Raw genomic sequence first — 24966 nt, 5'->3', positions numbered from 1 at the left:
CTGATGCTGTGCTCAATAGCTTGATCATAGTTATCCGTTCGTGATCTCTCCTGCCGAGTAAACCAAACTCGCGTTCGTGCATCGTCACGTTCGCGCGGGGCTGCAAGCGTCTGTTGTTTCGCGACTTCATCTTTCAAATCGAACCTATTGCCGTATGCGCCCATTTGAGGAGATGCGTGCGCCGCCGTTCCTCTCGGGATCGTGAGGAACCAACAACTCCTATTGGACGTTTGACCGCCAGGCAGGCAAACGCCCGCTGCAACGCACGGATAATCATGAGAGCAACGCACAAAAATCGGCTGACGCTTTGGTGATGCCGAGGCAGTGCGGCGCAGTATTTAAAGACTAAGGGAGATATCAGATGAAATCGAAGTTGCTGTCTGCAATCGCAATGCCTGCGGCCCTTGCTGTTGGCGCAGCGACCGCATTCGCACAGGCCACGCCTCCGCCGTCGCCATCTCCGTCGGCTCCCGCAGAAAACATGCCGGAGACAACACCGGCGCCGGCTCCGTCCGTCACTGATCCCGCTCCGGCCCCTTCGCCATCAGCGGATGCCGGCCCTACCACGAAGGCCGAGAGAACGGCCGGCACCTTCAGCGCGAACCAGGCTTCTGATGAGTGGCGTTCGTCCAAGCTCGTCGGTCTGAGTGTATACAATAAGGCCAATGAAAAGGTCGGCGACATCAACGACCTCATCCTCGGCCCGGATGGGAAGATCTCGAACGCAGTCATCGGCGTCGGCGGCTTCCTCGGTATGGGCGAAAAGCTTGTAGCCGTGGCCTTCAGTGACCTTCAGTTGAACCGTGACGCTGATGGCTCCATGCGGGTCACGATCAACAGCACGAAGGAAGCTCTCGATAGCGCGCCGGATTTCAAGTACTACGCGCCCTCGAAAGTAACCCAGTAAAGCCTCGCGTTGAGCGCGACGAATAAGAAAGGGAGCGAGCGATCGTTCCCTTTCTTTGTTTGCGTGATTGTCGCTCGAATGGCGGCGCTACACGCGCTTTTGCGGCGGCAAATCGGTGCAGACGCCTTCGAACACCTCCGCTGCCATGCCGACGGATTCGGAAAGAGTCGGATGCGGGTGAATGGTTTTTCCGATGTCCACGGCGTCTGCGCCCATCTCGATTGCGAGGCCGATCTCGCTGATGAGGTCACCGGCGTGCGCTCCGACAATGCCGCCACCGATAACGCGTTTGCTGTCAGCGTCAAAGAGCAGCTTGGTGAAACCTTCATCGCGTCGCATTGCGATCGCCCGTCCCGAGGCAGCCCATGGGAATACCGCCTTCCCGAATTTAGCACCTTTGGCTTTGAGCTCGTCTTCAGTCGCGCCTGTCCACGCGATCTCGGGATCGGTGTAGGCAACGGAAGGAATCTGCCGCGCATCGAAATGCGCTGATTTTCCGGCAGCGGCTTCAGCAGCAACGTGCCCTTCATGTACCGCTTTATGTGCAAGCATGGGAGCGCGCGCAATGTCGCCAATGGCAAAAATGTGCGGCACGTTCGTACGCATTTGCCGATCGACCGGAATGAACCCCTTCGCGTCTACTGTAAGACCAGCGCGCTCGGCCGCGATCCGTGTCCCGTTGGGAGTTCGCCCCACGGCGACGAGGACGAGGTCATACGGCTCCACGCTCTCCGGCGCATCCTTCCCCTCGAAGCGCACATGGATGCCGTCGCGTTTGGCATTGGCGCCTGCCACTTTCGTCTTGAGAAGAATACGATTGAAGCGTTGCGCGTTGTGCTTCTCCCACACGCGGACCAAATCGCGATCCGCGCCCGCCATTAGTCCGTCCAGCATCTCGACGATGTCGACGCGGCTGCCGAGCGCAGCGTAGACAGTCGCCATTTCGAGCCCGATGATCCCGCCGCCAATGACCAGCATGCGTTTCGGGATAAAGGGAAGGTCGAGTGCGCCCGTCGAGTCGACAATGCGCGGATCCTCGGGAAGAAATGAAATTGAGACGGGCTCCGAACCAGCTGCGACGATGGCCTTATCGAAGCGCACCGTTTGGGAGCCGTCGGCAAGCGTGACTTCGAATTCATGTGGGCTTGAGAAACGCCCCGTCCCTTGCAAAACAGTGACTTTGCGTCCCTTGGCCATGGCGGCCAGCCCGTTCGTGAGCTTGCCGACGACGGCAACCTTGTGGGCGCGCAAACGCGCAAGATTGATGCGCGGCCTGCCGAAATCCACGCCATATGCGCCGAAGGCTTCGGCTTCTGCGATAAGCGAGGCCACATGAAGCAGCGCTTTTGAAGGAATGCATCCGACATTGAGGCAGACACCGCCAAGCGTCGCGTCTCGCTCGATTAGTATCGTCTTGAGCCCCAGATCCGCGGCACGGAATGCCGCCGAGTACCCCCCGGGCCCTGAGCCGAGGACAGCAACGTCGCATATAATTGTCTCGTGGTTCGCCACGTCACATGTCTCCGGATCGCTTACAGCACGAGCTGACGCACATCTTCTAGAATGTTTGCCAACCTCCGCGTGAAGCGCGCCGCCAGGGCGCCGTCAATCACGCGATGGTCGTAACTGACGCACAGTGGGAGAAAGAGCCGAGGAATGAACGCGGTGCCGTCCCACTTCGGCTTGATCGCAGCTCGTACGACACCCAGGATGGCCACTTCCGGTGCGTTGACGATGGGCGTGAACCCCGTACCTCCGATTCCGCCGAGGCTCGAGATCGAGAAGGTGCCGCCCTGTATGTCGTGGGGCGAAATCTTCCCATCGCGCATCCGCTTCGACACGTCGCCTAGTTCCTGCGAAAGCTCGATGATCCCTTTGCGGTCGACGTCGCGAATGACGGGCACGACGAGCCCATCCTCCGTGTCGACGGCGACGCCAAGGTGATAGTAGCGCTTAAGAATCAAGGACTGCCTGTCGGGCGCGAGCGAGGAGTTGAACTCCGGAAACTCTTTGAGCACCACAACCGACGCTTTCAGCAGAAACGCGAGCAGCGTGACGCGATAGCCCTTCTCCTTGGCGGCCGCATCCAGCGACTTGCGATAGTCCTCGAGATCGGTGATGTCCGCCTCGTCGCTTTGGGTGACGTGGGGGATATTGAGCCAGGAGCGGGAGAGATGCGGTCCCGCGAGCCGTTGGATGCGTGTGAGAGGCTTGGTTTCGATCGGCCCGAACTTGGCGAAGTCCTGAGCCGGGATCTCCGGAATTGCGCTTCCGCCGGACGCCACGGCGCCGAGCGCCCGCTTCACATCCTCTTTCGTGATCCGTCCCTTCTCGCCGGTTCCCTTCAATTGTATGAGGTCGATATCGAGCTCGCGCGCGAGCCGGCGAACGGAGGGGCTGGCGTGGACGCCACCAAAGTCGGACCCGAGCGGCAGCTGCACGCGTCTAGGGGCGTCGCCATCCGTGGCGCTGTCCTCGGGAGCCACGGGTTGGGGGGCAGTGCCGTCGTGCGTCGCCTTTGAGGGTTCTTCGGGCGCACCTTCGCTGCGCGGCTTCGCAGCCGCGTCGCCTGACGGAGCCGCAACGGCAGCGCCTTCAGCCTTGGCCTCATCCGAGGCGAGCCGGAGGAGCGCCGATCCTTCGCTGACTTTGTCGCCAAGCTTGACGAGCAGCTCGGCGACTGTGCCCGCAGTCGGCGCGGGAACTTCCATGGCTGCTTTGTCGCTTTCGAGCGTGACGAGCGGGTCGTCGCGCTTCACGGTATCTCCGGGCTTCACGTGCACTTCGATGATCGGCACGTTCTTGTAGTCGCCGATGTCGGGAACTTTGACTTCGATTGCGGACATGGAGAGAGGAACTCCCTAGGCGTAGGCCGGATCTGTTTTGTCCGGATCGATCCCATACTTGGCGATGGCTTCGACGACTTTCGAGGACGGTAGTTTGTTGTCGTCGGCGAGCGCCTTCAACGCGGCGACGGCGACGTAGTGACGATCGACTTCAAAGTGCTGTCTCAGCTTGCGCCGATAGTCGGACCGGCCGAAGCCATCGGTTCCGAGAACATGATACGGCCCGCGCACGAAGGGCCTTATCTGATCGGCGAACAGCTTCATATAGTCGGTCGACGCCACGGCCGGTGCATCGCCGCGCGAGGCGAGACACTGCGTGACATAAGGCACCTTCGGCGTGTCAGTCGGATGAAGCATGTTCCAGCGCTCTACGGCGAGCGCGTCGCGCCGAAGCTCGGTGAAGCTTGTCACGCTCCAGACGTCGGCCCCAATGCCAAAATCCCGTTCGAGAAGTGCCGCGCCCGCAATCACCTCGTTGAGAAGCGCGCCGCATCCCAGGAGCTGGATTTTCGGCTTGCCGGCTGCCGAGGGCTCCGTTGACTTCAAAAGGTACATGCCGCGGATGATGCCATCTTCGGCGCCATCCGGCATTGGGGGGTGGACATAGTTCTCGTTGAGCGCCGTGATGTAATAAAAGACGTCCTCCTGATCATCGAGCATGCGCTTGAGGCCATGTTGGATGATGACGGCCAGCTCGTAACCGAACGCTGGATCGTACGAGATACAGTTCGGAATGGTCGAAGACAGGATGTGGCTGTGCCCGTCCTGGTGCTGTAGCCCCTCGCCATTGAGCGTCGTGCGTCCGGATGTTCCACCGATCAGGAAGCCGCGCGCGCGCATATCGCCGGCAGCCCAGGCAAGGTCTCCGATGCGCTGGAAGCCGAACATCGAATAGTAGATGAAGAAGGGCACCATCGGCACGTTGGACGAGGAATAGGACGTCGCCGCAGCAATCCAGGACGCCATCGCTCCTGCCTCGGTGATGCCTTCCTCGAGGATCTGCCCGGTGCGATCTTCCTTGTAGTACATGAGCTGCTCAGCATCTTCCGGCCGGTAGAGCTGGCCGACCTGGCTGTAGATTCCGAAGGTGCGGAACATGCCCTCCATGCCAAAGGTTCGGCTCTCGTCGGGCACGATCGGCACGACGTGATGGCCGAGCGCCTTGTCGCGCAGAAGTTTCGTCAAGAGCTGCACAAAGACCATCGTAGTGGAGATCTCGCGCTCGCCTGAGCCCTTGAGCTGCGTATCGAAAAGGGAAAGTGGAGGGGCGTCGAGCTTGAACGTCGTCTTGGTGCGCCGCTGCGGGAGCGAGCCGCCGAGTTCCGCGCGCCGCTCGCGCATGTAGGACAGCTCAGGGCTGCCCTCGGCGAACTTGATGAACGGCAGCATTTCGAGATCGTCGTCGCTCAGCTTCACGCTGAACCGGTCGCGGAAGCGCTTGATGTCGTCGACGCCCATCTTCTTCTGCTGATGAGCGATCATCTGGCCTTCGCCGGCGGTGCCCATGCCGTAGCCTTTGACGGTTTTCGCCAGAATAACTGTCGGCTGGTCCTTATGCGCGACAGCGGCGGCATAGGCGGCATAGACTTTGCGGGGGTCGTGACCGCCGCGCGTGAGCGTCCAGATCTTCTCGTCGGACCAATCGGCGATCAGCGCGGCCGTCTCCGGATACCGGCCGAAAAAGTTCTTGCGGATATAGGCGCCGTCCTTCGATTTGAAATCCTGATACTGCCCGTCGTTGCATTCCTCCATGAGCTGGCGCAAACGCCCGGTCGTATCCCGCGCAAGCAGCGGATCCCAGTTCGAACCCCAGATCACCTTGAGCACGTTCCAGCCCGCTCCCCGGAAACCGCCTTCGAGCTCCTGAATGATCTTGCCGTTGCCGCGCACTGGCCCGTCGAGCCGCTGCAGATTGCAGTTGATGACGAAGATCAGGTTGTCGAGCTTTTCGCGTCCCGCGAGAGAAATCGCGCCGAGGCTTTCCGGCTCATCCATTTCTCCATCGCCGCAGAACACCCAGACATGGCGGTTGGACGTATCTGCGAAGCCGCGGTCATGCAGATACTTCAGGAAGCGCGCCTGATAGATCGCCATGATCGGGCCGAGCCCCATGGAGACGGTCGGGAACTGCCAGAAGTGCGGCATCAGCCAGGGGTGGGGATAGGAGGAGAGACCGCGCCCATCGGATTCCTGTCGGAAGTGCACAAGCTGGTCTTCGGTCAGGCGCCCTTCGAGGAAGGCGCGCGCGTAGATCCCCGGAGAAGAATGGCCTTGGAAGAACACGAGGTCTCCGCCGTGGCCCGCGCTCGGCGCATGCCAGAAGTGCGCGAAGCCGGTGTCGTAAAGCGTTGCGGCGGATTGAAAGCTCGCGATGTGCCCGCCAAGCTCGCTCGACGCCTTGTTGGCGCGTAGCACCATCGCAAGTGCATTCCAGCGGATGGCCGAGCGGATGCGGTTCTCGATCTCACGATCACCTGGGTGCTGCGCCTCTTTATGCGGCGGAATGGTATTGATGTAGGCCGTATTGGCGGCGAAGGGGAGCCGCGCGCCCTGCCTCCGCGCCATCTCGACTGCGCGTCCGAGCAGGAAATCCGCACGCTCGCTGCCGTCGAAGGCCATGACGGAGGAAATCGCTTCGACCCATTCGCGGGCCTCTGCATCCTTTTCTTCGTCGCCTGTGATCTCGAGTACGGTTCTGGCCATAGGATCAGCTCCACTCTTGGGCGCCCTGTACTACGATATAGGGATCCTGACGCGTGTGTGTGACCGATCTCTGGATAGTAACACCTGGCGCAGCATGGCTGGCGGTTTACCCAGGGGGGATGCCCTGCGCTGCTGGAGGTTGCGAATTGAGCGCTCGGGAGCGCGCAGCCGATAGGCGAATCTGAGTTGTTGATTGAAGTCGACTCAATCTCGACCGCCAATTTCGGCGAAACTCAAATTCTCATCCGGAGTTTTCTGTTTCTCGCGTATTTGCAACCTGTGAGGAATTATTGTGTTTGCATGGGCAATAATCGCAGAAGTTGTGCAGTGGGCCGATATCCGAAAGATGCACAACTTCGAGTCGATTCATAAACTCGAGAGTGGATGGAAGCGTTTCGCCGAGAAAAGTCTCAAAAAAACAAAGAGCGCCGACTTTGTGAACAAATAACATGCAGAAAACGCAAGATAAAATCAAATCCTGTCGAGAGTAAAGTTGCGGGAGGAAAGAGGGGAGTCGAAAAATATTCCGATATAATTTGTGCACTGTATAAAAAAAATTGAAAGACGAAGTTCAATCGAGAAAAGTTTTAACCATCCGCCACCTATGGTTTCGAAACGTGATGCACTAGTGCCAAAACCGAACAAAACGGGATATGCGGCGTAGAGGCAACGCGAAGGGTTTTACGGGGCTATTGCAGCGAGGTCGCGCTGCAAGGGTTTTTGGGGTTCGACGGGTCAACGAAATCAAAGACGTGAGTTTTTCACTCGGAATGCCTGGAGACGGGTTTCCGAAAACGGGGGCGCGCGGCCGCTGCTGAGGCGAGCTGCGCCTGTAGGAGACTGTGACGATGAAAGCCGTTCTGACGGTCGACGATTCTCCGAGCATTCGGCAGATGGTCAAGCTGGTGCTCAGCCAAGCGGGCTTCGAAGTCCATGAGGCGGCTGACGGAGTCGAAGGCCTAGAAAAGGCAAAGGCCAAGCCCGTTCAGATGATCGTGACCGATCTCAACATGCCTCGGATGGACGGCATCACGCTCGTACGCGAGCTGCGCAAACTCCCGACCTACAAGGGCGTGCCGATTATCCTGCTCACGACGGAGTCCGACGAGAGCTTCAAGAAGCAGGCGAAAGACGCCGGCGCCACCGGCTGGATCACCAAACCATTCAAGCAGGAGCAGCTGATCGCGGTTGCTCAGAAGGTTCTGGGGAAGTGATCCAATGAGCCAGGTCGACCTGAACGAAACATTCCGCAACGAGGTATCCGAGCTGCTCGATCGTCTCGAGCAGTCTCTTCTCGATCTCGAGAGCAAGCCAGGCGACCAGGACCTTGTCGACAGCGCGTTCCGCGCGCTGCACACGATCAAGGGATCGGGCGCCATGTTTGGCTTCGAACATGTCGCGGCTTTCACGCACGAGTTCGAGAGCCTCTTTGACCGCATTCGCAAAGGAGAGGCCCGCATCAGCGGGGACGTGATCTCGATCTCCTTGGCTGCAAAGGATCATATCCGGTCGCTGGTCGATCGGCCTGACAGCGCGAACGAAAAGGAAGGCACCGACATTCTGGAGCGCCTTCAAGACCTGACCAGCGGTGGACCGACCACCGCTGGTGGGGCGCCCAAGATCCACACTGCCTCTGTTCCCGCGGCAGGGGCTGGCATGGCGACGTGGATCATCCGCATGCGCTTCAAGCGCAATGTGCTTGTCAACGGTGCCAACCCGCTTTTGCTCCTCGAAGAGTTGCGTGCGCTCGGTGACTGCGCCATCGAGGCGGATGTCTCTGAGGTGCCCCCGCTAGAAAATCTTGATCCCGAGCAGTGCTACATCTCATGGACCGCCCGGCTGACGACGGCGGCATCGCGATCGGACATCGAATACGTCTTTGTATTCGTCGCCGACGAAATGGACCTCGATATCGAGCGTGTCGAGGCTGAGCCGGTCGCTCAGCACGCCGCGGATCCGCAGCAGGAAATTTCCGCCTCGCAGGTGGACCAAGTACAGCACAAGAAAAAAGATGCCCCGACGGTCGCAGCCCGCCCAACGAAGGCAGACACCACCATCCGCGTCCAGGCAGAACGTCTGGACGAGTTGATGGACCGCGTCGGTGAGCTCGTCATCATGCAGGCGCGGCTCGCCCAGATTGCCGAACGTACGAGCGATACGTCGATCCGTCTCGTTTCGGAAGAAATCGCGCGTCTCACGCACGGCCTCCGGGATACGACGATGGGTATCCGCTTGGTTCCCATCGGATCGCTCTTCACGCGCTTCCGCCGCCTGGTGCACGATCTGTCGCGCGACCTCAGCAAGCCGGTTGAATTCGTCACGTCCGGCGAAGAAACCGAACTCGACAAGACCGTCGTCGAGCGTCTCGCCGATCCGTTGGTCCACATTATCCGCAACGCCATCGATCATGGTCTCGAAGACCCCGTAGCTCGTGGCAAGGCAGGCAAGGAAGCAACCGGCCACATCAGCCTTAGCGCCCGCCACGCCGGTGCCGAGGTTCTGCTCACATTGACCGACGACGGTCGCGGCCTCGATCGCGACCGAATCCGCGCCAAGGCCATCGAACGCGGGCTGATCGATGCATCCGCAGACATCTCGGATGCCGCGTTGTTTCAGTACATCTTCCACCCCGGCTTCTCGACCGCAAAGCAGGTGTCCGAGCTCTCGGGACGTGGCGTCGGCATGGACGTCGTCAAGCGGTCCATGGACGAGATGCGGGGCAAGATCGATCTGGCTTCAACGCCGGGGCAGGGAACGCAAGTCACGCTGCGGCTGCCGCTCACGTTGGCCATCATCGAAGGCCTGCTGGTCCGCGTCGGCAACGGCCGCTACATCATTCCGCTGTCTGCAGTGGAGGAGTGCGTCGAGCTTTCGGAGAGCGCCGACAAGCGTTCGAACGGCCGCAGCTTCCTCAATATCCGCGGCGATCTCGTACCGTTCCTGAGACTGCGCGAGCTGTTCGGCTCGAACACGCCGCCGGATCTGCATCAGAAGGTCGTCATCGTCTCGGCGGGCGAAACCAAGGTCGGCCTCGTGATCGACCAGATCATCGGCAGCCACCAGACGGTGATCAAATCTCTATCCAAGCTGCACGCTGACGTCGGGACGTTCTCGGGAGCGACCATTCTCGGAGACGGAACCACTGCGCTCATCCTTGACATCGCGCACGTCGTTGAACTCGGCCAGTCGCGCGAGCGCGGGTTGGCTGCCAATCAGAGGGCCGTCGCATGACAACAGAAGCCTCAACGGCGAGCACCAGCAAGGACTCGATGCAAGTCCTCATGGTCGGCCTCCAATCCGAATTGTTTGCGGTCGACGTCGGCCTTGTGCGGGAAATTCTCGATCCTGTGCCCGTGACCGAAGTTCCCGGAGAACGCGGTTTCCTGAGCGGCATCATCAACGTGCGCGGCAAAGTCGTTCCCGTCGCGGATCTCCGCAAGCGTTTCGACATGGAAATCGCCAACACGAATATCGACACGCGTTTCATCGTGACGGAGATCGATTTCGACGGCGTCCCGACGCTGATCGCGATTGTCGCGGACAAGGTTTACGAGGTCACCGAAATTCCGGCGGCCTCGATGGAGGAAGCGCCGAAAATTGGAATGCACTGGCGCGCAGAATTCATTCGCTTCATCGGCAAATGGAAGGACGACTTCGTCGTCGTCCCCAATATGGAACGTATCTTCAACTAGACAGAAAATAGCGGCCTCCTGGAAACGGAACCAACGCCATGCGCCTCACGATCAAGTTTAAACTCATGCTCGCCTTTGGCCTGATCATCGCATTGATGGCGGGAATGGCTACCTTCGCATTGACCGGCCTTTCGGCTTCGAAGGCGAGTCTCGACGAGGTCGTTGACGACTACGCAAATCGTCTCAAGGCGGTGCAACAGCTAAACATCCTGTCGCTGCAGATAATCAGGTCGCAGAAAAACCTGATCCTGGCGACGTCGCAGGAAGAGACGCAGCGCTTCATCAAGGCAAGCGACGAGGACGGGCAATCCTTCGAAAAGCTGCGTGAGGAAATGGAATCGACTGCAGCTGCCGACCGCAAAGGTTACTGGAAGAACCTGAAGGTCGCGATGGAGAAGTTCACGAAGGACGACGAACAGATCCGCAACCTCGTTGCCGAGAACAAGCAGACCGAGGCATCGAGCCTTTCGTCGGGGAACGCCCGCGTCCACGCTCAAGAACTCGTCGCGTTGCTGGAAGAAGGTGTGCAGGCGAACGTTGAGCGCATGCAGGAAGCCAAGAAGAACGCGGATGAGGACTATTCAACCGGCCGCATGCTCATGCTCGCCATCGTCGCTGTCGCGCTCCTGACGGCGGTCGGCTTCGCCGTATGGATTGCACTCACGATCAGCCGTGGTTTGTCCCGGGCAAATGCTGCCGTCAGCAAGGTAGCCGACGGCGATCTGACCGAAACGGTCACGATCTCCACCAACGATGAGATCGGCGACATGCTGGCTCAGGTAAACGTCATGATTGAACGCCTCCGCAACATCGTTAGCGAGGCCCTGTCCGCGTCCGAAAACGTTTCGTCCGGTAGCCAGGAGTTGGCGGCGACGTCGGAGCAGCTTGCTCAAGGTTCGGCGGAGCAGGCGTCGTCTTGCGAGGAAGCGTCGTCCTCTTCGGAAGAAATGGCGGCAAACATCAAGCAGAACGCGGCCAACGCCGGGGAGACGGAACGCATTGCCCGTCAGTCCGCAAAGGACGCCGAACTCTCGGGTGGCGCAGTCGGCCGCGCGGTATCTGCGATGCAGACCATCGCCTCGAAGATCACGATCGTGCAGGAGATCGCCCGTCAGACGGACCTGCTCGCTCTCAACGCGGCTGTCGAAGCGGCCCGCGCTGGCGAACATGGCAAGGGCTTCGCGGTTGTGGCCTCCGAAGTGCGCAAACTCGCCGAGCGCAGCCAGGCTGCGGCGGCCGAGATCGGCACGCTGTCCTCGGACAGCGTGAAGGTAGCGCAGGAAGCCGGCGGCATGCTTGAGAAGCTTGTCCCCGACATCAAGCGCACGGCTGAACTGGTGGAGGAGATCTCCGCCGCCTGCCGCGAGCAGGATGTGGGCTCGGCTCAGATCAACCAGGCGATCCAGCAGCTGGACAAGGTCACGCAGCAGAACGCGTCGGCCTCGGAAGAGATGTCGGCCACGGCCGAAGAACTCGCCAACCAGGCCGACCGGCTGCAGGAAACGATTGCCTTCTTCCGGGTGGAGTCGTCGGCGATCGCCGCCCGTAAGGCAGCGAAAGCCGACAAGCCCGCCGTGCATGCGCAGATCGCGAAGGCCCAGTCCTTCCAGCGTCCCAAGGCGAAGGCATCTGCAGCGAAGCCAGTTGCTCCCAAAAGCAATGGAAACGGCTTTGCGCTCGATATGAACGACGACGAGGCGCTCGATGCAGACTTCAAGCGTCAGAGCGCAGGCTAAGGGAGAGCGGACCGTGCAACCCATGACACAGTTTGTCACGCTTGGCGTCGGCAGAGAGACGTTCGCGCTCCCTGTCGAGACGGTGCGGGAGATCCTCGACATGTGCGAGATCTCGAAGCTCCCGAATGCTCCTCAGCAACTCCTGGGGATGATCGACGTCCGTGGTGTGGCTGTTCCGGTGATCGATTTGCGCACCAAGTTCGGTCTACCGCGCATAGACGCAACGTCGAACACGCGCATCTTGGTTCTGGAGTTTGCAGCGCAGGGCCGCAAGACGCTGATCGGCTTGGTAGCGGACCGCGTTTTTGAAGTAACCGGACTCGACGACGACCGTCTCGATGCGCCGCCGGAGACAGGCTGCCGATGGCAATCGAACCACATCGCAGGCATCGGGCGCAGGGGGGACAAGTTCGTCGTCGTTCTAGACCTCGCCCGCCTTCTGGCCGACGACGCACCAACGCTAATTGACGGCACGAGCAACCAGTACGCTGCCTAGCTTCCGAAACAACTTATCAGACCATCTACCAAACGCGGGAACCACCTTCTATGCGCCTGACCATCAAAGCCAAGCTTGGCATCGCCTTCAGTATGCTCACATTGATGACCGGCATGATGGCTACGCTCGCCATCATCGATCTGAGCTCCCTCAACACGGCGGTCACGGAGATGGTGACCGGTCCCGTTGCCGATCTCAACAATTCCGCCGATCTCGTCAGCGCCATTGATCAGGGCGTTCGCAACGAGAAGAATATGGTGATGACTACCGACGCGACCGAAATTGAGAACTATAAGAATCGTGTCATCGATGCACGGGACAAGGCGACGGCCGCACTGGAAAAACTCCTCGCGTCCTCGAACGCCGACATTAAGTCCAAAGCTGCCGAGCTGAAAACGAAGATCGCCGCATTTGCTTTGATCCAGGATAAGATCATGGCCCTGGCTACGCAGAATACGGCAGAGACCAACGCGCAGGGTGCTGCTCTCTCGATGGGCGACGCCCGCGTGTCTGCGGATCAAATGCGCCAGATCACCGAACAGATCTCGGCCGAGGTCGATCGCAGTGTGGCGCAAACGGACGCGGAAACCCACAATCTCTATGAATTCTCGAGGAACGTGCTGCTCTCCGTAACTGGCGCGGTCTTGATGTTCTCGATCGCTGTTGCCATCTGGCTGTCGCTCAACATTAGCCGCGGGCTAGGTAAGGCCGTTGGTCTTGCCAACGCAGTTGCCATCGGCGATCTCGATCAGAAGGTTCAGGTCGCATCCAATGACGAGATCAAGGACCTCGTTGAGGCCATGATGCGCATGACCTCGAACTTGAATGCAAGTGCAAAAGTCGCCGACGCGATCTCGAACGGGGATCTCACTGTTCAGGCAAAGCGCCAGTCGGACAAGGACACGCTCGGCATCGCGTTGGAGAACATGCTTGAGAAGTTGACGAGTGTCGTCTCCGAAGCCGTAAGCGCCTCTGACAACGTGTCATCGGGTAGCCAGGAGCTTGCGGCGACGTCCGAGCAGTTGTCTCAGGGCGCCACGGAGCAGGCCTCGTCCTGCGAGGAAGCGTCGTCCTCGTCGGAAGAGATGGCAGCCAACATCAAGCAGAACGCGGCCAATGCCGGCGAGACGGAGCGCATTGCCCGCCAGTCGGCCAAGGATGCCGAGCTTTCGGGCGCGGCCGTGGGACGTGCGGTGTCTGCGATGCAGACTATCGCCGAGAAAATCACCATCGTGCAGGAGATCGCTCGTCAGACGGACCTGCTCGCGCTCAACGCGGCAGTCGAAGCGGCCCGCGCCGGCGAGCACGGCAAGGGTTTTGCGGTGGTCGCGTCCGAAGTGCGCAAGCTCGCCGAACGTAGCCAGGCGGCCGCGGCCGAGATCGGCACGCTGTCCGGTGAAACCGTGAAGGTTGCTCAGGAAGCCGGTGGCATGCTCGACAAGCTTGTCCCCGACATCAAGCGCACGGCCGAGCTGGTCGAGGAAATCTCGGCGGCTTGCCGCGAGCAGGATGTGGGGTCGGCTCAGATCAACCAGGCGATCCAGCAACTCGACAAGGTCACGCAGCAGAACGCCAGCGCATCCGAAGAGATGTCGGCTACCGCCGAGGAACTCGCCAATCAGGCCGAGCGCCTCCAGGAGACGATTTCCTTCTTCAAGGTCGATTCGTCGGCCGTGTCGGGCCGTGCGTCGGGGCGAAAGGGGGCCAAAGCCGACAAGCCGGCCGTGCACGCCCAGATCGCCAAAGCTCAGTCGTTTCAGCGACCCAAGACAAAGGCACCTGCGAAAGTGTCCGCGAACACGTCCACCAGCCACGGCTTCGCGCTCGACATGAACGAGGACGAATCCCTCGACGCAGACTTCAAGCGTCAGAGCGCAGGCTGAGCGGCTGCAACTCACTCAATCGACCGGCCGCCCTTGGGCAGCCGGTCGATACCCTAACAAACACGACATCAGCTCCAACCCGCGGTCACTTCCCGTGAGTACGAAAAAGATGCACGCATCCAGCCATGTTCCCTTAACAGGCACGCTCAGCGACCAGCACTTCATCTATTTGTCGAAGCTGATCGAGACGAAGGTCGGCATTCGCTTGCCGCCGAACAAGCGGACCATGGTCGAAGGGAGGCTTCGCAAGCGCATGAAGGCGCTCGGGCTTTCCAGCGTAGAAAGGTACGGAGACTATATTTTCGAGAACGGCGCTCTTGAGGAGGAGCTCCCGCATCTCATTGACTGTATGACGACCAACAAGACGGATTTTTTCCGCGAGCCCAATCATTTCAATATTCTGGTCAACCGCATTCTTCCAGAAATTCTGGAGAGGGGCTCGCCTGGTCAGGGCCGTCAGATCAAGATCTGGAGTGCGGCAAGCTCCATTGGGGCAGAGGCGTTCACAATAGCGATGGTGCTGGACGACGCTCTGCGTGGGAAAGCGCGAAACTCCTATTCGATCCTGGGCACCGACATCTGCACTGACGTTCTACGCCAGGCCACACGGGCCATCTATCCGCTCGAAATGATTGCGCCGGTTCCGCCGGAGATGCAGCGCCGCTATTTGATGCGGGCGCGACAGCCGGGGCGCGCGGAAGTTCGCATCGTGCCGGAGCTGCGCCGCAACGTGACGTTTCGCCATCTCAATCTGATGGATCCCACATATCCCGTCGATCGGGACATGGACGTCATCTTCTGCCGCAACATCCTGATCTACTTCTCGAAGCCAATCCAGGACGCGGTCGTTGCGCGACTCATCTCCCATTTACGACCCGGGGGCTATCTTGTGCTGGGTCATTCCGAGTCGATGGCAGGCGGAAACCATTCCGAGATTGCGCAAATCGTACCGACCGTGTTCCGTAAGAATGCAGGAAAAGCAGAGCAAACCCTATGGCAGCCAGCTCAAAAGCGCCGATACGCGTCCTGATCGTTGATGACTCGGCGGCCGTGCGTCAGGTGCTGACGAGCATCCTGGGCGCCGAGCCGGACATCGAGGTGATGGCAACGGCCGCCGATCCGTTCTCGGCAGCCGAGAAAATCCGCCGCGAAATTCCCGATGTCATGATCCTCGACATCGAGATGCCGCGCATGGACGGCTTGACATTCCTGCGCAAGATCATGAGCCAGCGGCCTATTCCAGTCATCATTTGCTCGTCGCGTACGGACTCGCGGTCTGATGTCATCTTCGAAGCGCTCGATGCGGGCGCCATCGAGGTCATTGGCAAGCCGCGCGTCGACACCACCCACTTCTTGATGGAATCCCGGACGCGTGTTTGCGATGCTGTGCGAGCCGCTGCGCGCGCCAAGGTGCAGCAGACACGCCCGCGCAGGAGCAGCCCGGTGCAGGCCAAGCTTTCGGCAGATGTCATCCTGCCGCCGCCGCGCCTCACCAGCAAAATGCGGAGCGCGACCGATCGGATCGTTTGCATTGGAGCCTCGACGGGCGGCACGGAAGCTCTGAGGGATGTCCTCGTGGCATTGCCGGCAGATAGCCCCGGCATCGTCATCGTGCAGCACATGCCGGAGCACTTCACGGCCGCCTTCGCCAAGCGTCTCGATGGCCTGTGCCAGATCAATGTCCGGGAGGCAATGGACGGGGACGAAGTCCTGCCTGGACGCGCTCTCATCGCGCCCGGCAGCCATCACATGCTGCTGAACCGCATCGGCACAAGCTTCCGGGTCACAATCAAGGATGGCCCGCTCGTCTCGCGGCATCGTCCGTCTGTGGATGTGCTGTTCCGTTCTGCGGCCCAGTACGCGGGGGCAAATGCGCTTGGCATTTTGCTAACCGGCATGGGCGACGATGGTGCCAAGGGACTTCTTGAGATGAAGAACGCCGGCGCCCACACCATCGCTCAGAATGAAGCGACCTGTGTGGTCTTTGGCATGCCGAAAGTCGCCATCGAGATGGGGGCCGCCGGAAAAATTCTGCCGCTCGACCTGATCCCGTCGGAAATTCGCAAAATCAATTACGCCCACGCCTAACCTGGCAGTCACCAAATGAAGATCGATGACCTGATTGAAGCCGGAAGCCTGATGGACGGCGCTTTTTCGAAGCGGGCGAAGGCGTTTGTCGTGGCTGGCGACGAACTCGTGGCGGCCATTGGCGCCTTCCATGCATTGACATCGGTCTTCGATGGGTTGCCTGGCGCCCTCTCGAATGACGAATTGGACAACGGGGCGATGACGCTCGAGGAAGTTGCCCAGGACTGCGCCACGATCCACGATCTGATCCCGAACCAGATCGGCGTCATGGACGAGCTGTTCGACGCAAACTCGAACATCGGCAAGCGGCTGGACCAGCTCCGCGACAACATAAAGATTGTCGCCTGTATTGCCATAAACGCCCGCATCGAAGCGTCCGCGTTGAAGTCCAACAGCCAGGACATGCTGACGTTCACGTACGACGTTGCCAAGCTGGCGGCGACGGCCGAAGCCACAATCGATCAATACAGCGGCGAGCAGCGCAAGGCCCACCAAGTGCTGCAAACCGCCCGCGACGTGTTGACGGAATTCAACAGCAGGCACCGCACGCAGTTGGGTTCGATCGCGACCGAGATCCAACGCAATTTGCGGTCAGTCGATGATCGGCGGACAGCCGTTCTGCAGGAGGCGTCGCGCATCGGTGAACGGTCACGTCAAATAACGGCGTCGATCGGTAAGATCATCACGGCATTGCAAATCGCCGATATTACCAGCCAGCGCTTGGCGCACGTGCACGAAGCGATCGAGGCGCTCGTTGAAGGCCTTTTGGCCCCGGAGGATGCCGAGGGCGAGCAGTGGTGGGCCGGTCTCACCCGCGAGGAGCGTGAATGTGTGGCCGCGCAGGTCGCACATCTGCAGGCTTCACAGATCGACCATTCACTCGCCGATCTACATGGTGAAACGCGATCCATTGAAGACGAGATATCGCAGCTATCTCGGGATGCGTCGGCGATGGCCGATCAAGGTGCTTCGCTCTATGGCTCGGGTGGAGCCGCCGATCAGTCGTTCCTGGGTGAGCTGGCTGGGCGTATCGATATCGCCAGCGGGCTGCTGGAAGATAGTCAAAAGGCTTTTAGCCGTGTTGGCGAGCTCAACGAAAGCGTGGGGGCGAGGTTCTCTGCGCTTCACGCTCAGGCCGGTAGCCTCCAAGGCATCGTAGGTGTTGTCAGCGGTGTGCGCTTGATCGGACTCAATGCGCATTTGAAGTCGGATGGATTGGGGCACGAGGGCCGCACGCTCAGTGCCATTTCACGCGAGCTCCGCAGTTCCGCAGACTTCATCACGACGCACGCTCGAGATCTCATCAAGGCCATGGATCTCACGCTCGCGGAGTTTGAAAAGCTGAAGGCGCACAACGCTACGATCAGCGCCGATCGTCTCCGGGAGCTCGTCGACCGCATGTCAGGCGCTCTGTCCGCGCTCCAGGAAGGCGGAAGCCAGCTTGCCAGCGCGTTGGCTGCGCTCACGCGCGAAGGAGAGAAGGTGCGCGAAAATCTGCAGTCGGCCTATGCCAGCATGGGGAAGCAAGATGATCTTGAAACCCGTCTTGAACGGGCCCGTAACATTCTGGCGGTCCTGAGCGGCGCGACCACAGAGGCAGGCGACACACCGCGCGCCAAAACCGTCGCGGCCTCGTTCTTCGGCAATCGCTACACGATGGCGGCCGAGCGCAATGTTCACGCCAATCAGTCCCAAGGTGGCGAGTCCTCTGGCCTGACGGCCTCCGGCAGCGCAGCTCAGTCGGCGGATGAAGATCTCGAAAGCATTCTCTTCTGATCGACAGGCGTCGCGTCCGTTCCTTGGCGAATGCCGGGGTAATCGACGTAAACGAATATGTCGCGCCAAACTCCCGCAAATCGGGGCTTTCACAACCACCGTTTGTTAACGTGTGCGCCGCATAGTCGCAGGTGGAAGTCCCTAGTGGACGTCCGCCTGCAATGCGTCCGCTGCAGGACTTGATCGCCACGGAGGCCTGCAGTGGGTCCTGCACACCAAGATATGTTCGTTTTGCGCTGCGAGGGTTCGCTGACGCTTGCCGGAGCCGCAGAGAGCCGCGCGCGGGTACTGCAGGCGCTTGATCACAACCAGGCAGTTCTCGTCGATATATCTGAGATCGACGACCTCGATGTCACATTCGTTCAGATTGCCTTGGCAGCGCAGAAGTCGGTTGCGGCGAAGGGCAAACAGATCTTCATCGGCGCTCCGGCCGACAGCACGGCGTTTCAGAAACTGCAAAGCGCTCAAGTCTCGCCGGCGGATATGCCGTCGCGGATTGATCCGCCAGCGCCAGCCGCAGCCGCGGCGACAGAAGACAACATTAAAGTCGATACGGCTGCCATCGCCACGCTCATTAATGAGATTGGTGCAACAGCGGTCCGTCAGTCGCTCGACGTCTTCTTCTCGGAGATGACGGCGCGTCTGGCCTCCTTGGAGCAGCTCTCGGCGGATGCGGACGTCAACGTCATCAGGCGCGAGGCGCACCTCCTTAAGGGATCTGCGGCCACGTTCGGTCTCACGGGTCTTGCGGCCGACGTCGCGATGTTGGAACGCGACGCGGGAACGCTGACGGCGGATGCCTACAAGGCGACCGTTGCCCGCATGGCTGCAGCTCTGCGCAGCTCGCAAGCCATCCTGCACGCTGTAGCCAACGCGGCCTAAGGCATCGGCGGGGAGGATGTCGGATGCATAGGATGCGCGTCCTTGTCGTTGACGACAGCGCGACGACATTGTTGCTGCTGTCACAGATCATCCAATCGATTGGCGCATCGGCGGTGACGTTCGACGACCCGGCGAAGGCGCTGCGGGAGGTTCCGCGCCTCGACATCGATATGGCTGTGGTCGACTACGAGATGCCGGGAGACATTGACGGCATCGAGTTGATCAAGAGGCTTCGCGAGAACGAGCGTTTTGAAGACTTGCCGGTCGTCATGATAACGGCAAGCGAGCAGGCCAGCACGCGTTATGCGGCCCTCAATGCAGGCGCCACCGACTTTCTCAGAAAGCCTATCGACGCGATAGAGGTGAAGGCCCGGCTGCGCAACCTTCTCAAGCTGCGCGTTGCGCAGAATAAGCTTCGCGACAAGGTGTCGTGGCTCGCCGAAGAGGTGGCGAACGCGACGCGCGAGCTTGTAGAGCGCGAAGAGGAGATCATCTATCGCCTGTCGCGCGCGGCCGAGTACCGAGATACGGAAACTGGATCGCATATCGCGCGTATGGCGCGCTATTGCCTCTTGATCGCCGAGGGAATGGGCCTCAGCGCCGAGCAGTGCCGCACGCTCTATCTCGCGGCACCAATGCACGACATCGGCAAGATCGCTGTCGCGGATTCCATTCTGTTGAAGCCCGGCAGGCTGACCGCCGAGGAACGCGCGGTCATGGAGCACCACACACTCCATGGCTATAAGATCCTGGCGGACAGCAAATCCCCGCTTATCGCCATCGCCGCCGAGATCGCGGTGTCACACCACGAGCGCTGGGACGGGACTGGCTATCCAAACAAGCTCAAAGGAGCCGACATCCCGCTCTTCGGCAGAATCGCGGCAATCGCAGACGTTTTCGACGCACTGACCAGCGAACGGCCCTACAAGGCAGCGTGGTCTCCGGATGAAGCACGTGAAGCAATTCTCTCGGCATCCGGAACGCACTTCGACCCGGATTGCGTAACGGCCTTCCTCACGCGCTGGGATGACGTTCTTAAAGTCATCGAGAACGGCGAGGCTGAGGAACACGAAGCGAAGTGGCTGGCGGTCGCCTGAGACCGCCGCTTCGGAAGCTCGCAAAATGCGGACACGAAAAAGGGCGCCGGCCGCAGCCAGCGCCCATGTATACGCCGTCAGCTACTCAGTATCGCTTGGGCGATGGGTCGACGGACCGGTCCTCGTATCGGGGAAACCCTGCACGCCGCTCGAATCCTGGCTGGGCTGCGTTGTGTTCGCGCCAGTGCCGGACTCGCCTGAAGACGTACCGGAGCTTGCGGAGTCCTCTGCCTCCCGAGCCGCTGGCCCTGTGCGCGTGCCGGCCGGCCCCTGGACGCCCGGACCGGAGTTCGGCTTTGTGGCGCCGATTGCGCCCTGATCGCCCGCAGCCCCGCGCTGCTTCATCTCTTCGCCAGTGAGGTACTGTTGCTTCAGGCTGTCGGTCATGCGGTCGGCTGCAAGCGTCGGCGACGCGAGCACCACCACGGCGATGCCGGTGAGGAACAGCTTCTTAGGAAATGCCATTTGTTTTCCTCCATATGATTTGTGTCACCTCGCGTGGTGACTTGTGGAGGTAATGAGCAGGCGCGCGAAGGAGTTCCCGGAAAATGCGCCGCACTCTGCGAGAAGACGCAGTTCTTCACGGACGCGTGCGCATCGTAGAATGCGAATTTGAGGATGGGATCGCACGCGGCGTCCTTTACCTAGCGTGCGAATATCGAAGTTCCCGAATAGCGCCACGCAGGCATCAGCATGGGAATGACCGGAAGCTTCCAGCACTTCCGATGCCGTAGGCTCAAGCGCTCGCGCCAACCGTAGTAGATCTGCACCCAGCTCTTCCACAACGGCCGAAATCCGGTCCGTTGCAATTCTTGCCGAAGCAGCGAAGGAGATGCGGCCGTGATGCAGAGATACTGTTTGGTGGATTTGCATAAGGCCCGAATGGCCAAGCGCTGTTCGTCTTCGGAAAGGTAACAGAGCGCATTCATGCAGATGACGGCGTCGTAGGGCTCGTCGGCGCGGAACGTCACCATGTTGCTGGGCGTCAGAAATGTGACCAGCGCTCGATCGCTCTCGGTCACGCTCTCGTGAGTGATCGTCTTCGCCATGGAAAGAAACAGCGGTTCGATGTCCGTCGCGTGGATCGTTATCCGGCCGCCGCGGCGTTCGCGCCAGAGCACCGCGAAGGAGAGCGGCTCAGCTCCGCATGAGCAGGCGTGGAAGATGACGCGTGGGTTCTCGATAGGGAGAAGTAAATCGACGAGCGTGCTGAGAAACGCCCTGTTGCGAAAGAAGTCCGTTGTGCCGATGGACTGAGGGGAAATGGGCCTGAGCATGGTTCACCCCAACCACGAAGCTGATGCGCGCGGATGCTACCCGGCAAGTCAGCGCGCGGATGTTTACATCGGGGTAAAGCGCAGGAATTGAGTGGACACATCCGGACGCTTGATGCCGTGCGGGCGCAAGCGTTATCGAACGGGGCGCGAGCATTCCGGGACAATTCCGGGACCGCCGTGTCCGTTTTGTCGGTTTGTTCTCTTTTGTCTGTTTGACGGATGGTGCAAATAGGCTAGAAACCCCAGCATTCCAAAGGAACGCGGGTGTAGCTCAATGGTAGAGCAGCAGCCTTCCAAGCTGAATACGTGGGTTCGATTCCCATCACCCGCTCCAAATTCAAACTAAGCAAGCGTAGCGCCCATCGCGGGCACTCCCGCTCCGGCGCGCAAACGCAGGCACTCACCTCCATCCCAACGCAATCCTTGCGCGCGCTGTACGGCAGCGATCGGATCGTGCATTCTCTGGATGCAATCCCAACCGGCCGCAATCAAGGGCGTGCGCCATGATCGTGACGACGACGAACGAGCTTGAGGGCTATCGGGTGGTGCGGCACCTGGGTGTTGTTCGTGGTCTGACGGTCCGCTCTCGCAGTGTGGTCGGCAATCTTGGTGCGTCGATCCAGATCCTCTTTGGCGGCAACATCTCCGTGTACACGAAGCTCGCCGAGGAAACGCGGCAGGAGGCGTTCGATCTTTTGGTGCTTCATGCCGAAGCGGCGGGGGCAAACGCAATTCTTGGCATGCGGTACGATGCCAACGAGATCGCTTCGGCCGTGACGGAGGTCTTGGCCTATGGGACTGCCGTAGTTGTGGAAAAAGTCGGCGCGGCGGGCTGAGGAGGCAGAAAATGGCCCCTCGGCAAAAGAAAGTTGCTCTTGAGGCGAGAAAGTCGCCACAGGCAAGTGACAAACGTAAAAAGTTCGGGTAAGGATGCCGCCCCCGCATAAGGCATGCGCGCCTTTCGCGTCGACGAGGCGCGTGCCGTGCGATAGGGGAGTAGCTCAATTGGCAGAGCGTCGGTCTCCAAAACCGAAGGCTGGGGGTTCGAGACCCTCCTCCCCTGCCAGCAGGTTTTTTGGAAGTGGATCAGTGAAGAGGGCGCCTGATCCGCTCAATTGACGTTCCCTTTAGATATGGGGAGCGTCAATTTGTCCCATGGCGCTCGGGAAGCGGTTTTGATGTCGAAGTTCAATCCGTTTGAATTTGTCCAAGAGGTAAGGCAGGAGGTCTCCAAAGTCACCTGGCCGACCTGGAAGGAAGTGTGGATTACCACACTGATGGTCCTGGTGATGGTGACCTTGGCTTCGGTGTTTTTCCTCGTTACGGATCAGGTGCTTGGGCATCTGGTCAATATGGTGCTTGGGCTGCGCGGCTAATCGGGCAAACGGGCCGGAACGCGAGCGCCTTCAGGGCGAAGGCAGACATAGAGACGAATAGAGAATGGCCAAGCGCTGGTACATCGTTCACGCCTATACAAACTTCGAGCGCAAGGTGGCGGATGCCATCAAAGAGCGCGCGCGGTCTGCGAACCTCGATCAGCTTTTCGAGGAAGTCGTAGTCCCGACCGAGGAGATTGTTGAGGTCAAGCGCGGTCGTAAGGTGCAGGCCGAGCGCAAGTTCTTGCCGGGATACGTCCTGGTGAAGATGGAGATGACGGACGCCGCGTTCGTCCTCATCAAGAACACGCCGAAGGTAACGGGGTTCCTGGGAGCGGATAATAAGCCGATCCCGATCTCGGACGATGAGGCGGCCCGCATCCTCAACCAGGTGAAGGAGGGTGTGGAACGTCCGAAGCCCTCGATCATCTACGAGGTGGGCGAGCAGGTGAAAGTGGTCGACGGTCCCTTTGCCTCCTTCCAAGGCGAAGTGGAGGAAGTGGACGGGGAGCGGTCCCGTCTCAAGGTCGGTGTCTCGATCTTCGGTCGTAAGACGCCAGTCGAGCTGGAATTCGGGCAGGTGGAAAAAGTACCAGCCTAAATCGAGAGCTTCCGGAAAAGTGGGTACCGGTTTTCCGACAAGAAGCTCGAGCAGGAATACGCGAGCCTCCTCAAAGAGGCTCGAAGGTGATGAAGGAGCTTCCGGTGCGATGAGCGCCGGTAGTGGGCAAGTAGGCCGGACACCCGGTCAGCCTGCCCAGCGTGCGGGAGGGTTCGAGAGGTTTTTTTCGGATCCGCGGACCGCTAACCCTGGGAAGCCTTGAGCTTCCTCGAGAACTTAGGGGATACGATGGCAAAGAAGATAGACGGCTACATCAATCTTCAGGTCCCGGCAGGAGCGGCTAACCCGTCTCCGCCGATCGGCCCCGCGCTTGGCCAGCGCGGCGTCAACATTATGGAATTCTGCAAATCCTTCAACGCCAAGACGAAGGAGATGGAGCAGGGCGTCCCCATCCCGGTGAAGATCACGGTCTACTCTGACCGCTCTTTCACGTTCGAGATGCGCACGCCGCCCGCGACCTACCTCATCAAGAAGGCTGCAGGCATGAAGCCGACCGGCAAGCCGGGCTCGGGCTCCAAGAACCCTGGCCGCGATGTGGCCGGTTCGATCACCATGGCTCAGCTCCGCGATATCGCGAAGGTGAAGCTCAAGGACATGAACACGGACGATTTGGATCAGGCTACCAAGACGATGGCTGGCTCCGCCCGTTCGATGGGCCTCAAGGTGGTGGAGTAGTCGCATGGCAAAGGAAGCAACGAAGAAAGCCTCTGTCTCCGAGGAGACCATCGCCGCAACCCGTCTCGCCGGCGGTAAGCGCAATGCCGAGGTTCAGAAGGGCATCGACCGCAACAAGGCTTATGCCGTTGAAGAGGCTGTCCGCCTTGTCAAGGCTCGCGCCAAGGCGAAGTTCGACGAAACGATCGAGGTTGCAATGAACCTCGGCGTCGATCCGAAGCACGCCGATCAGATGGTGCGCGGCGTCTGCAATCTGCCGAACGGCTCAGGCCGCACGGCGCGCGTTGCCGTCTTCGCACGTGGCGCCAAGGCGGAAGAAGCCAAAGCCGCTGGTGCCGACGTCGTCGGTGCTGAGGACTTGGTCGACATCGTCTCCAAGGGCACGATCAACTTCGATCGCTGCATTGCGACCCCGGACATGATGGGTCTCGTCGGTCGTTTGGGCAAGGTGCTCGGCCCGCGCGGCCTGATGCCGAACCCGCGCGTCGGCACGGTGACGATGGACGTCGTCAACGCCGTCAAGGGCGCCAAGGGCGGCTCGGTCGAGTTCCGCGTCGAGAAGGCCGGCATCGTTCATGCTGGCGTCGGCAAGGCAAGCTTCACGGAGCAGGCCCTGGTCGAGAACATCAAGGCGTTTGTCGATGCCGTCTCCAAGGCCAAGCCTGCGGGCTCCAAGGGCACGTACATCAAGAAGGTGTCGGTGAGTTCGACCATGGGGCCGGGCCTCAAGATCGAAACCGGAACCGTCGTTTCGGCGACGCCCGCGGCGTAAGCCGCAAAACAAACTGGCGCTTCGGATCATTGACGGTCCGAAGCGCTAAGAAATTCCGCACCGGGGGCTCAGCCTTCGGTGCGGGATCTCCGGTCGAAGGGCTCTCGGGCCTCGAAACCGGAGACCTGTCCAAGATTG

The 24966-nt window shown here is 60.2% G+C and carries 22 protein-coding genes and 2 tRNA genes; 19 read left to right on the top strand and 5 right to left on the bottom strand.

Features of this window, described 5'->3' with window-relative positions:
- Nucleotides 1-361: 361 nt before the first annotated feature.
- On the top strand, nucleotides 362-907 hold the full coding sequence (locus tag VHO05_RS00590) for a PRC-barrel domain-containing protein (RefSeq protein WP_329644663.1): 546 nt from the start codon (nucleotides 362-364) through the stop codon (nucleotides 905-907).
- Nucleotides 908-994: 87 nt separating this feature from the next.
- Here VHO05_RS00590 and lpdA read toward each other — a convergent pair whose 3' ends face one another.
- Genes lpdA through aceE form a run of 3 tightly spaced genes read right to left on the bottom strand, consistent with a single transcriptional unit; the run spans nucleotide 995 to nucleotide 6456 of the window.
- Nucleotides 995-2419 (bottom strand): dihydrolipoyl dehydrogenase, encoded by a 1425-nt coding sequence (gene lpdA, locus VHO05_RS00585; RefSeq protein WP_329644662.1) that lies wholly within the window; start codon nucleotides 2417-2419, stop codon nucleotides 995-997.
- 20 nt (nucleotides 2420-2439) lie between these two features.
- Nucleotides 2440-3753, bottom strand: a complete 1314-nt coding sequence (locus VHO05_RS00580; RefSeq protein ID WP_329644661.1) for a 2-oxo acid dehydrogenase subunit E2 — start codon at nucleotides 3751-3753, stop codon at nucleotides 2440-2442.
- 15 nt (nucleotides 3754-3768) lie between these two features.
- Nucleotides 3769-6456, bottom strand: coding sequence for a pyruvate dehydrogenase (acetyl-transferring), homodimeric type (aceE, locus tag VHO05_RS00575; protein WP_329644660.1), 2688 nt, complete (start codon nucleotides 6454-6456; stop codon nucleotides 3769-3771).
- A gap of 848 nt (nucleotides 6457-7304) precedes the next feature.
- Here aceE and VHO05_RS00570 point away from each other — a divergent pair.
- The 11 genes from VHO05_RS00570 (at nucleotide 7305) to VHO05_RS00520 (ending at nucleotide 20106) form a co-directional block, all read left to right on the top strand.
- Complete coding sequence (locus VHO05_RS00570) at nucleotides 7305-7670, top strand: response regulator (RefSeq protein WP_329644659.1); 366 nt, start codon at nucleotides 7305-7307, stop codon at nucleotides 7668-7670.
- Between the two features lie 4 nt (nucleotides 7671-7674).
- The gene (locus VHO05_RS00565) at nucleotides 7675-9687 is read left to right on the top strand and encodes a chemotaxis protein CheA (protein ID WP_329644658.1); all 2013 of its coding nucleotides are present in this window, start codon (nucleotides 7675-7677) and stop codon (nucleotides 9685-9687) included.
- Nucleotides 9684-10148: a chemotaxis protein CheW gene (locus VHO05_RS00560; RefSeq protein ID WP_329644657.1), complete on the top strand. Its 465-nt coding sequence runs from the start codon at nucleotides 9684-9686 to the stop codon at nucleotides 10146-10148. Before VHO05_RS00565 ends, VHO05_RS00560 begins: the two co-directional genes overlap by 4 nt.
- A 38-nt stretch (nucleotides 10149-10186) precedes the next feature.
- Entirely contained in the window at nucleotides 10187-11884 is a 1698-nt protein-coding gene (locus tag VHO05_RS00555; RefSeq protein ID WP_329644656.1) for a methyl-accepting chemotaxis protein, read from the top strand.
- A gap of 22 nt (nucleotides 11885-11906) precedes the next feature.
- Complete coding sequence (locus VHO05_RS00550) at nucleotides 11907-12380, top strand: chemotaxis protein CheW (RefSeq protein ID WP_329644655.1); 474 nt, start codon at nucleotides 11907-11909, stop codon at nucleotides 12378-12380.
- Between the two features lie 50 nt (nucleotides 12381-12430).
- Nucleotides 12431-14263: a methyl-accepting chemotaxis protein gene (locus VHO05_RS00545; protein ID WP_329644654.1), complete on the top strand. Its 1833-nt coding sequence runs from the start codon at nucleotides 12431-12433 to the stop codon at nucleotides 14261-14263.
- Between the two features lie 109 nt (nucleotides 14264-14372).
- On the top strand, nucleotides 14373-15293 hold the full coding sequence (locus tag VHO05_RS00540; RefSeq protein ID WP_329644653.1) for a CheR family methyltransferase: 921 nt from the start codon (nucleotides 14373-14375) through the stop codon (nucleotides 15291-15293).
- A complete protein-coding gene (locus tag VHO05_RS00535) occupies nucleotides 15257-16351 on the top strand; it encodes a chemotaxis response regulator protein-glutamate methylesterase (RefSeq protein ID WP_329644652.1) in 1095 nt (364 codons plus the stop codon). The genes VHO05_RS00540 and VHO05_RS00535 overlap by 37 nt, the downstream gene beginning before the upstream one ends.
- A gap of 15 nt (nucleotides 16352-16366) precedes the next feature.
- Nucleotides 16367-18127, top strand: a complete 1761-nt coding sequence (locus VHO05_RS00530; RefSeq protein ID WP_329644651.1) for a hypothetical protein — start codon at nucleotides 16367-16369, stop codon at nucleotides 18125-18127.
- A gap of 201 nt (nucleotides 18128-18328) precedes the next feature.
- Entirely contained in the window at nucleotides 18329-19009 is a 681-nt protein-coding gene (locus tag VHO05_RS00525; RefSeq protein ID WP_329644650.1) for an Hpt domain-containing protein, read from the top strand.
- Between the two features lie 23 nt (nucleotides 19010-19032).
- The gene (locus VHO05_RS00520) at nucleotides 19033-20106 is read left to right on the top strand and encodes an HD domain-containing phosphohydrolase (protein WP_329644649.1); all 1074 of its coding nucleotides are present in this window, start codon (nucleotides 19033-19035) and stop codon (nucleotides 20104-20106) included.
- A gap of 81 nt (nucleotides 20107-20187) precedes the next feature.
- Here the strand turns inward: VHO05_RS00520 and VHO05_RS00515 are convergent, their stop codons facing one another.
- The gene (locus VHO05_RS00515; protein WP_329644648.1) at nucleotides 20188-20571 is read right to left on the bottom strand and encodes a hypothetical protein; all 384 of its coding nucleotides are present in this window, start codon (nucleotides 20569-20571) and stop codon (nucleotides 20188-20190) included.
- A gap of 179 nt (nucleotides 20572-20750) precedes the next feature.
- The gene (locus tag VHO05_RS00510) at nucleotides 20751-21383 is read right to left on the bottom strand and encodes a CheR family methyltransferase (protein ID WP_329644647.1); all 633 of its coding nucleotides are present in this window, start codon (nucleotides 21381-21383) and stop codon (nucleotides 20751-20753) included.
- 260 nt (nucleotides 21384-21643) lie between these two features.
- Between VHO05_RS00510 and VHO05_RS00505 the strand changes: the two genes are divergently transcribed.
- The 7 genes from VHO05_RS00505 (at nucleotide 21644) to rplA (ending at nucleotide 24828) form a co-directional block, all read left to right on the top strand.
- Nucleotides 21644-21717: transfer RNA gene (locus VHO05_RS00505), tRNA-Gly, on the top strand.
- Between the two features lie 169 nt (nucleotides 21718-21886).
- On the top strand, nucleotides 21887-22219 hold the full coding sequence (locus VHO05_RS00500; RefSeq protein WP_329644646.1) for a YbjQ family protein: 333 nt from the start codon (nucleotides 21887-21889) through the stop codon (nucleotides 22217-22219).
- A gap of 154 nt (nucleotides 22220-22373) precedes the next feature.
- Nucleotides 22374-22449 (top strand) — tRNA-Trp (locus VHO05_RS00495).
- A gap of 112 nt (nucleotides 22450-22561) precedes the next feature.
- Nucleotides 22562-22759, top strand: a complete 198-nt coding sequence (secE, locus tag VHO05_RS00490; RefSeq protein WP_329644645.1) for a preprotein translocase subunit SecE — start codon at nucleotides 22562-22564, stop codon at nucleotides 22757-22759.
- 64 nt (nucleotides 22760-22823) lie between these two features.
- The gene (gene nusG, locus VHO05_RS00485; RefSeq protein WP_329644644.1) at nucleotides 22824-23360 is read left to right on the top strand and encodes a transcription termination/antitermination protein NusG; all 537 of its coding nucleotides are present in this window, start codon (nucleotides 22824-22826) and stop codon (nucleotides 23358-23360) included.
- 249 nt (nucleotides 23361-23609) lie between these two features.
- Nucleotides 23610-24056 carry a 50S ribosomal protein L11 gene (gene rplK, locus VHO05_RS00480; protein WP_329644643.1) on the top strand — a complete coding sequence of 149 codons (447 nt, stop codon included), beginning with the start codon at nucleotides 23610-23612 and terminating at the stop codon, nucleotides 24054-24056.
- A gap of 4 nt (nucleotides 24057-24060) precedes the next feature.
- Nucleotides 24061-24828: a 50S ribosomal protein L1 gene (gene rplA / locus VHO05_RS00475; RefSeq protein ID WP_329644642.1), complete on the top strand. Its 768-nt coding sequence runs from the start codon at nucleotides 24061-24063 to the stop codon at nucleotides 24826-24828.
- The last annotated feature ends 138 nt before the right edge of the window (nucleotides 24829-24966 follow it).

Origin of the sequence: Hyphomicrobium sp. (assembly GCF_036262015.1) — a bacterium.
Taxonomy (GTDB): Bacteria; Pseudomonadota; Alphaproteobacteria; order Rhizobiales; family Hyphomicrobiaceae; genus Hyphomicrobium_C.
Note: the sequence above shows the minus strand (reverse complement) of the source record. Positions and strands in the feature narration are given on the sequence as shown.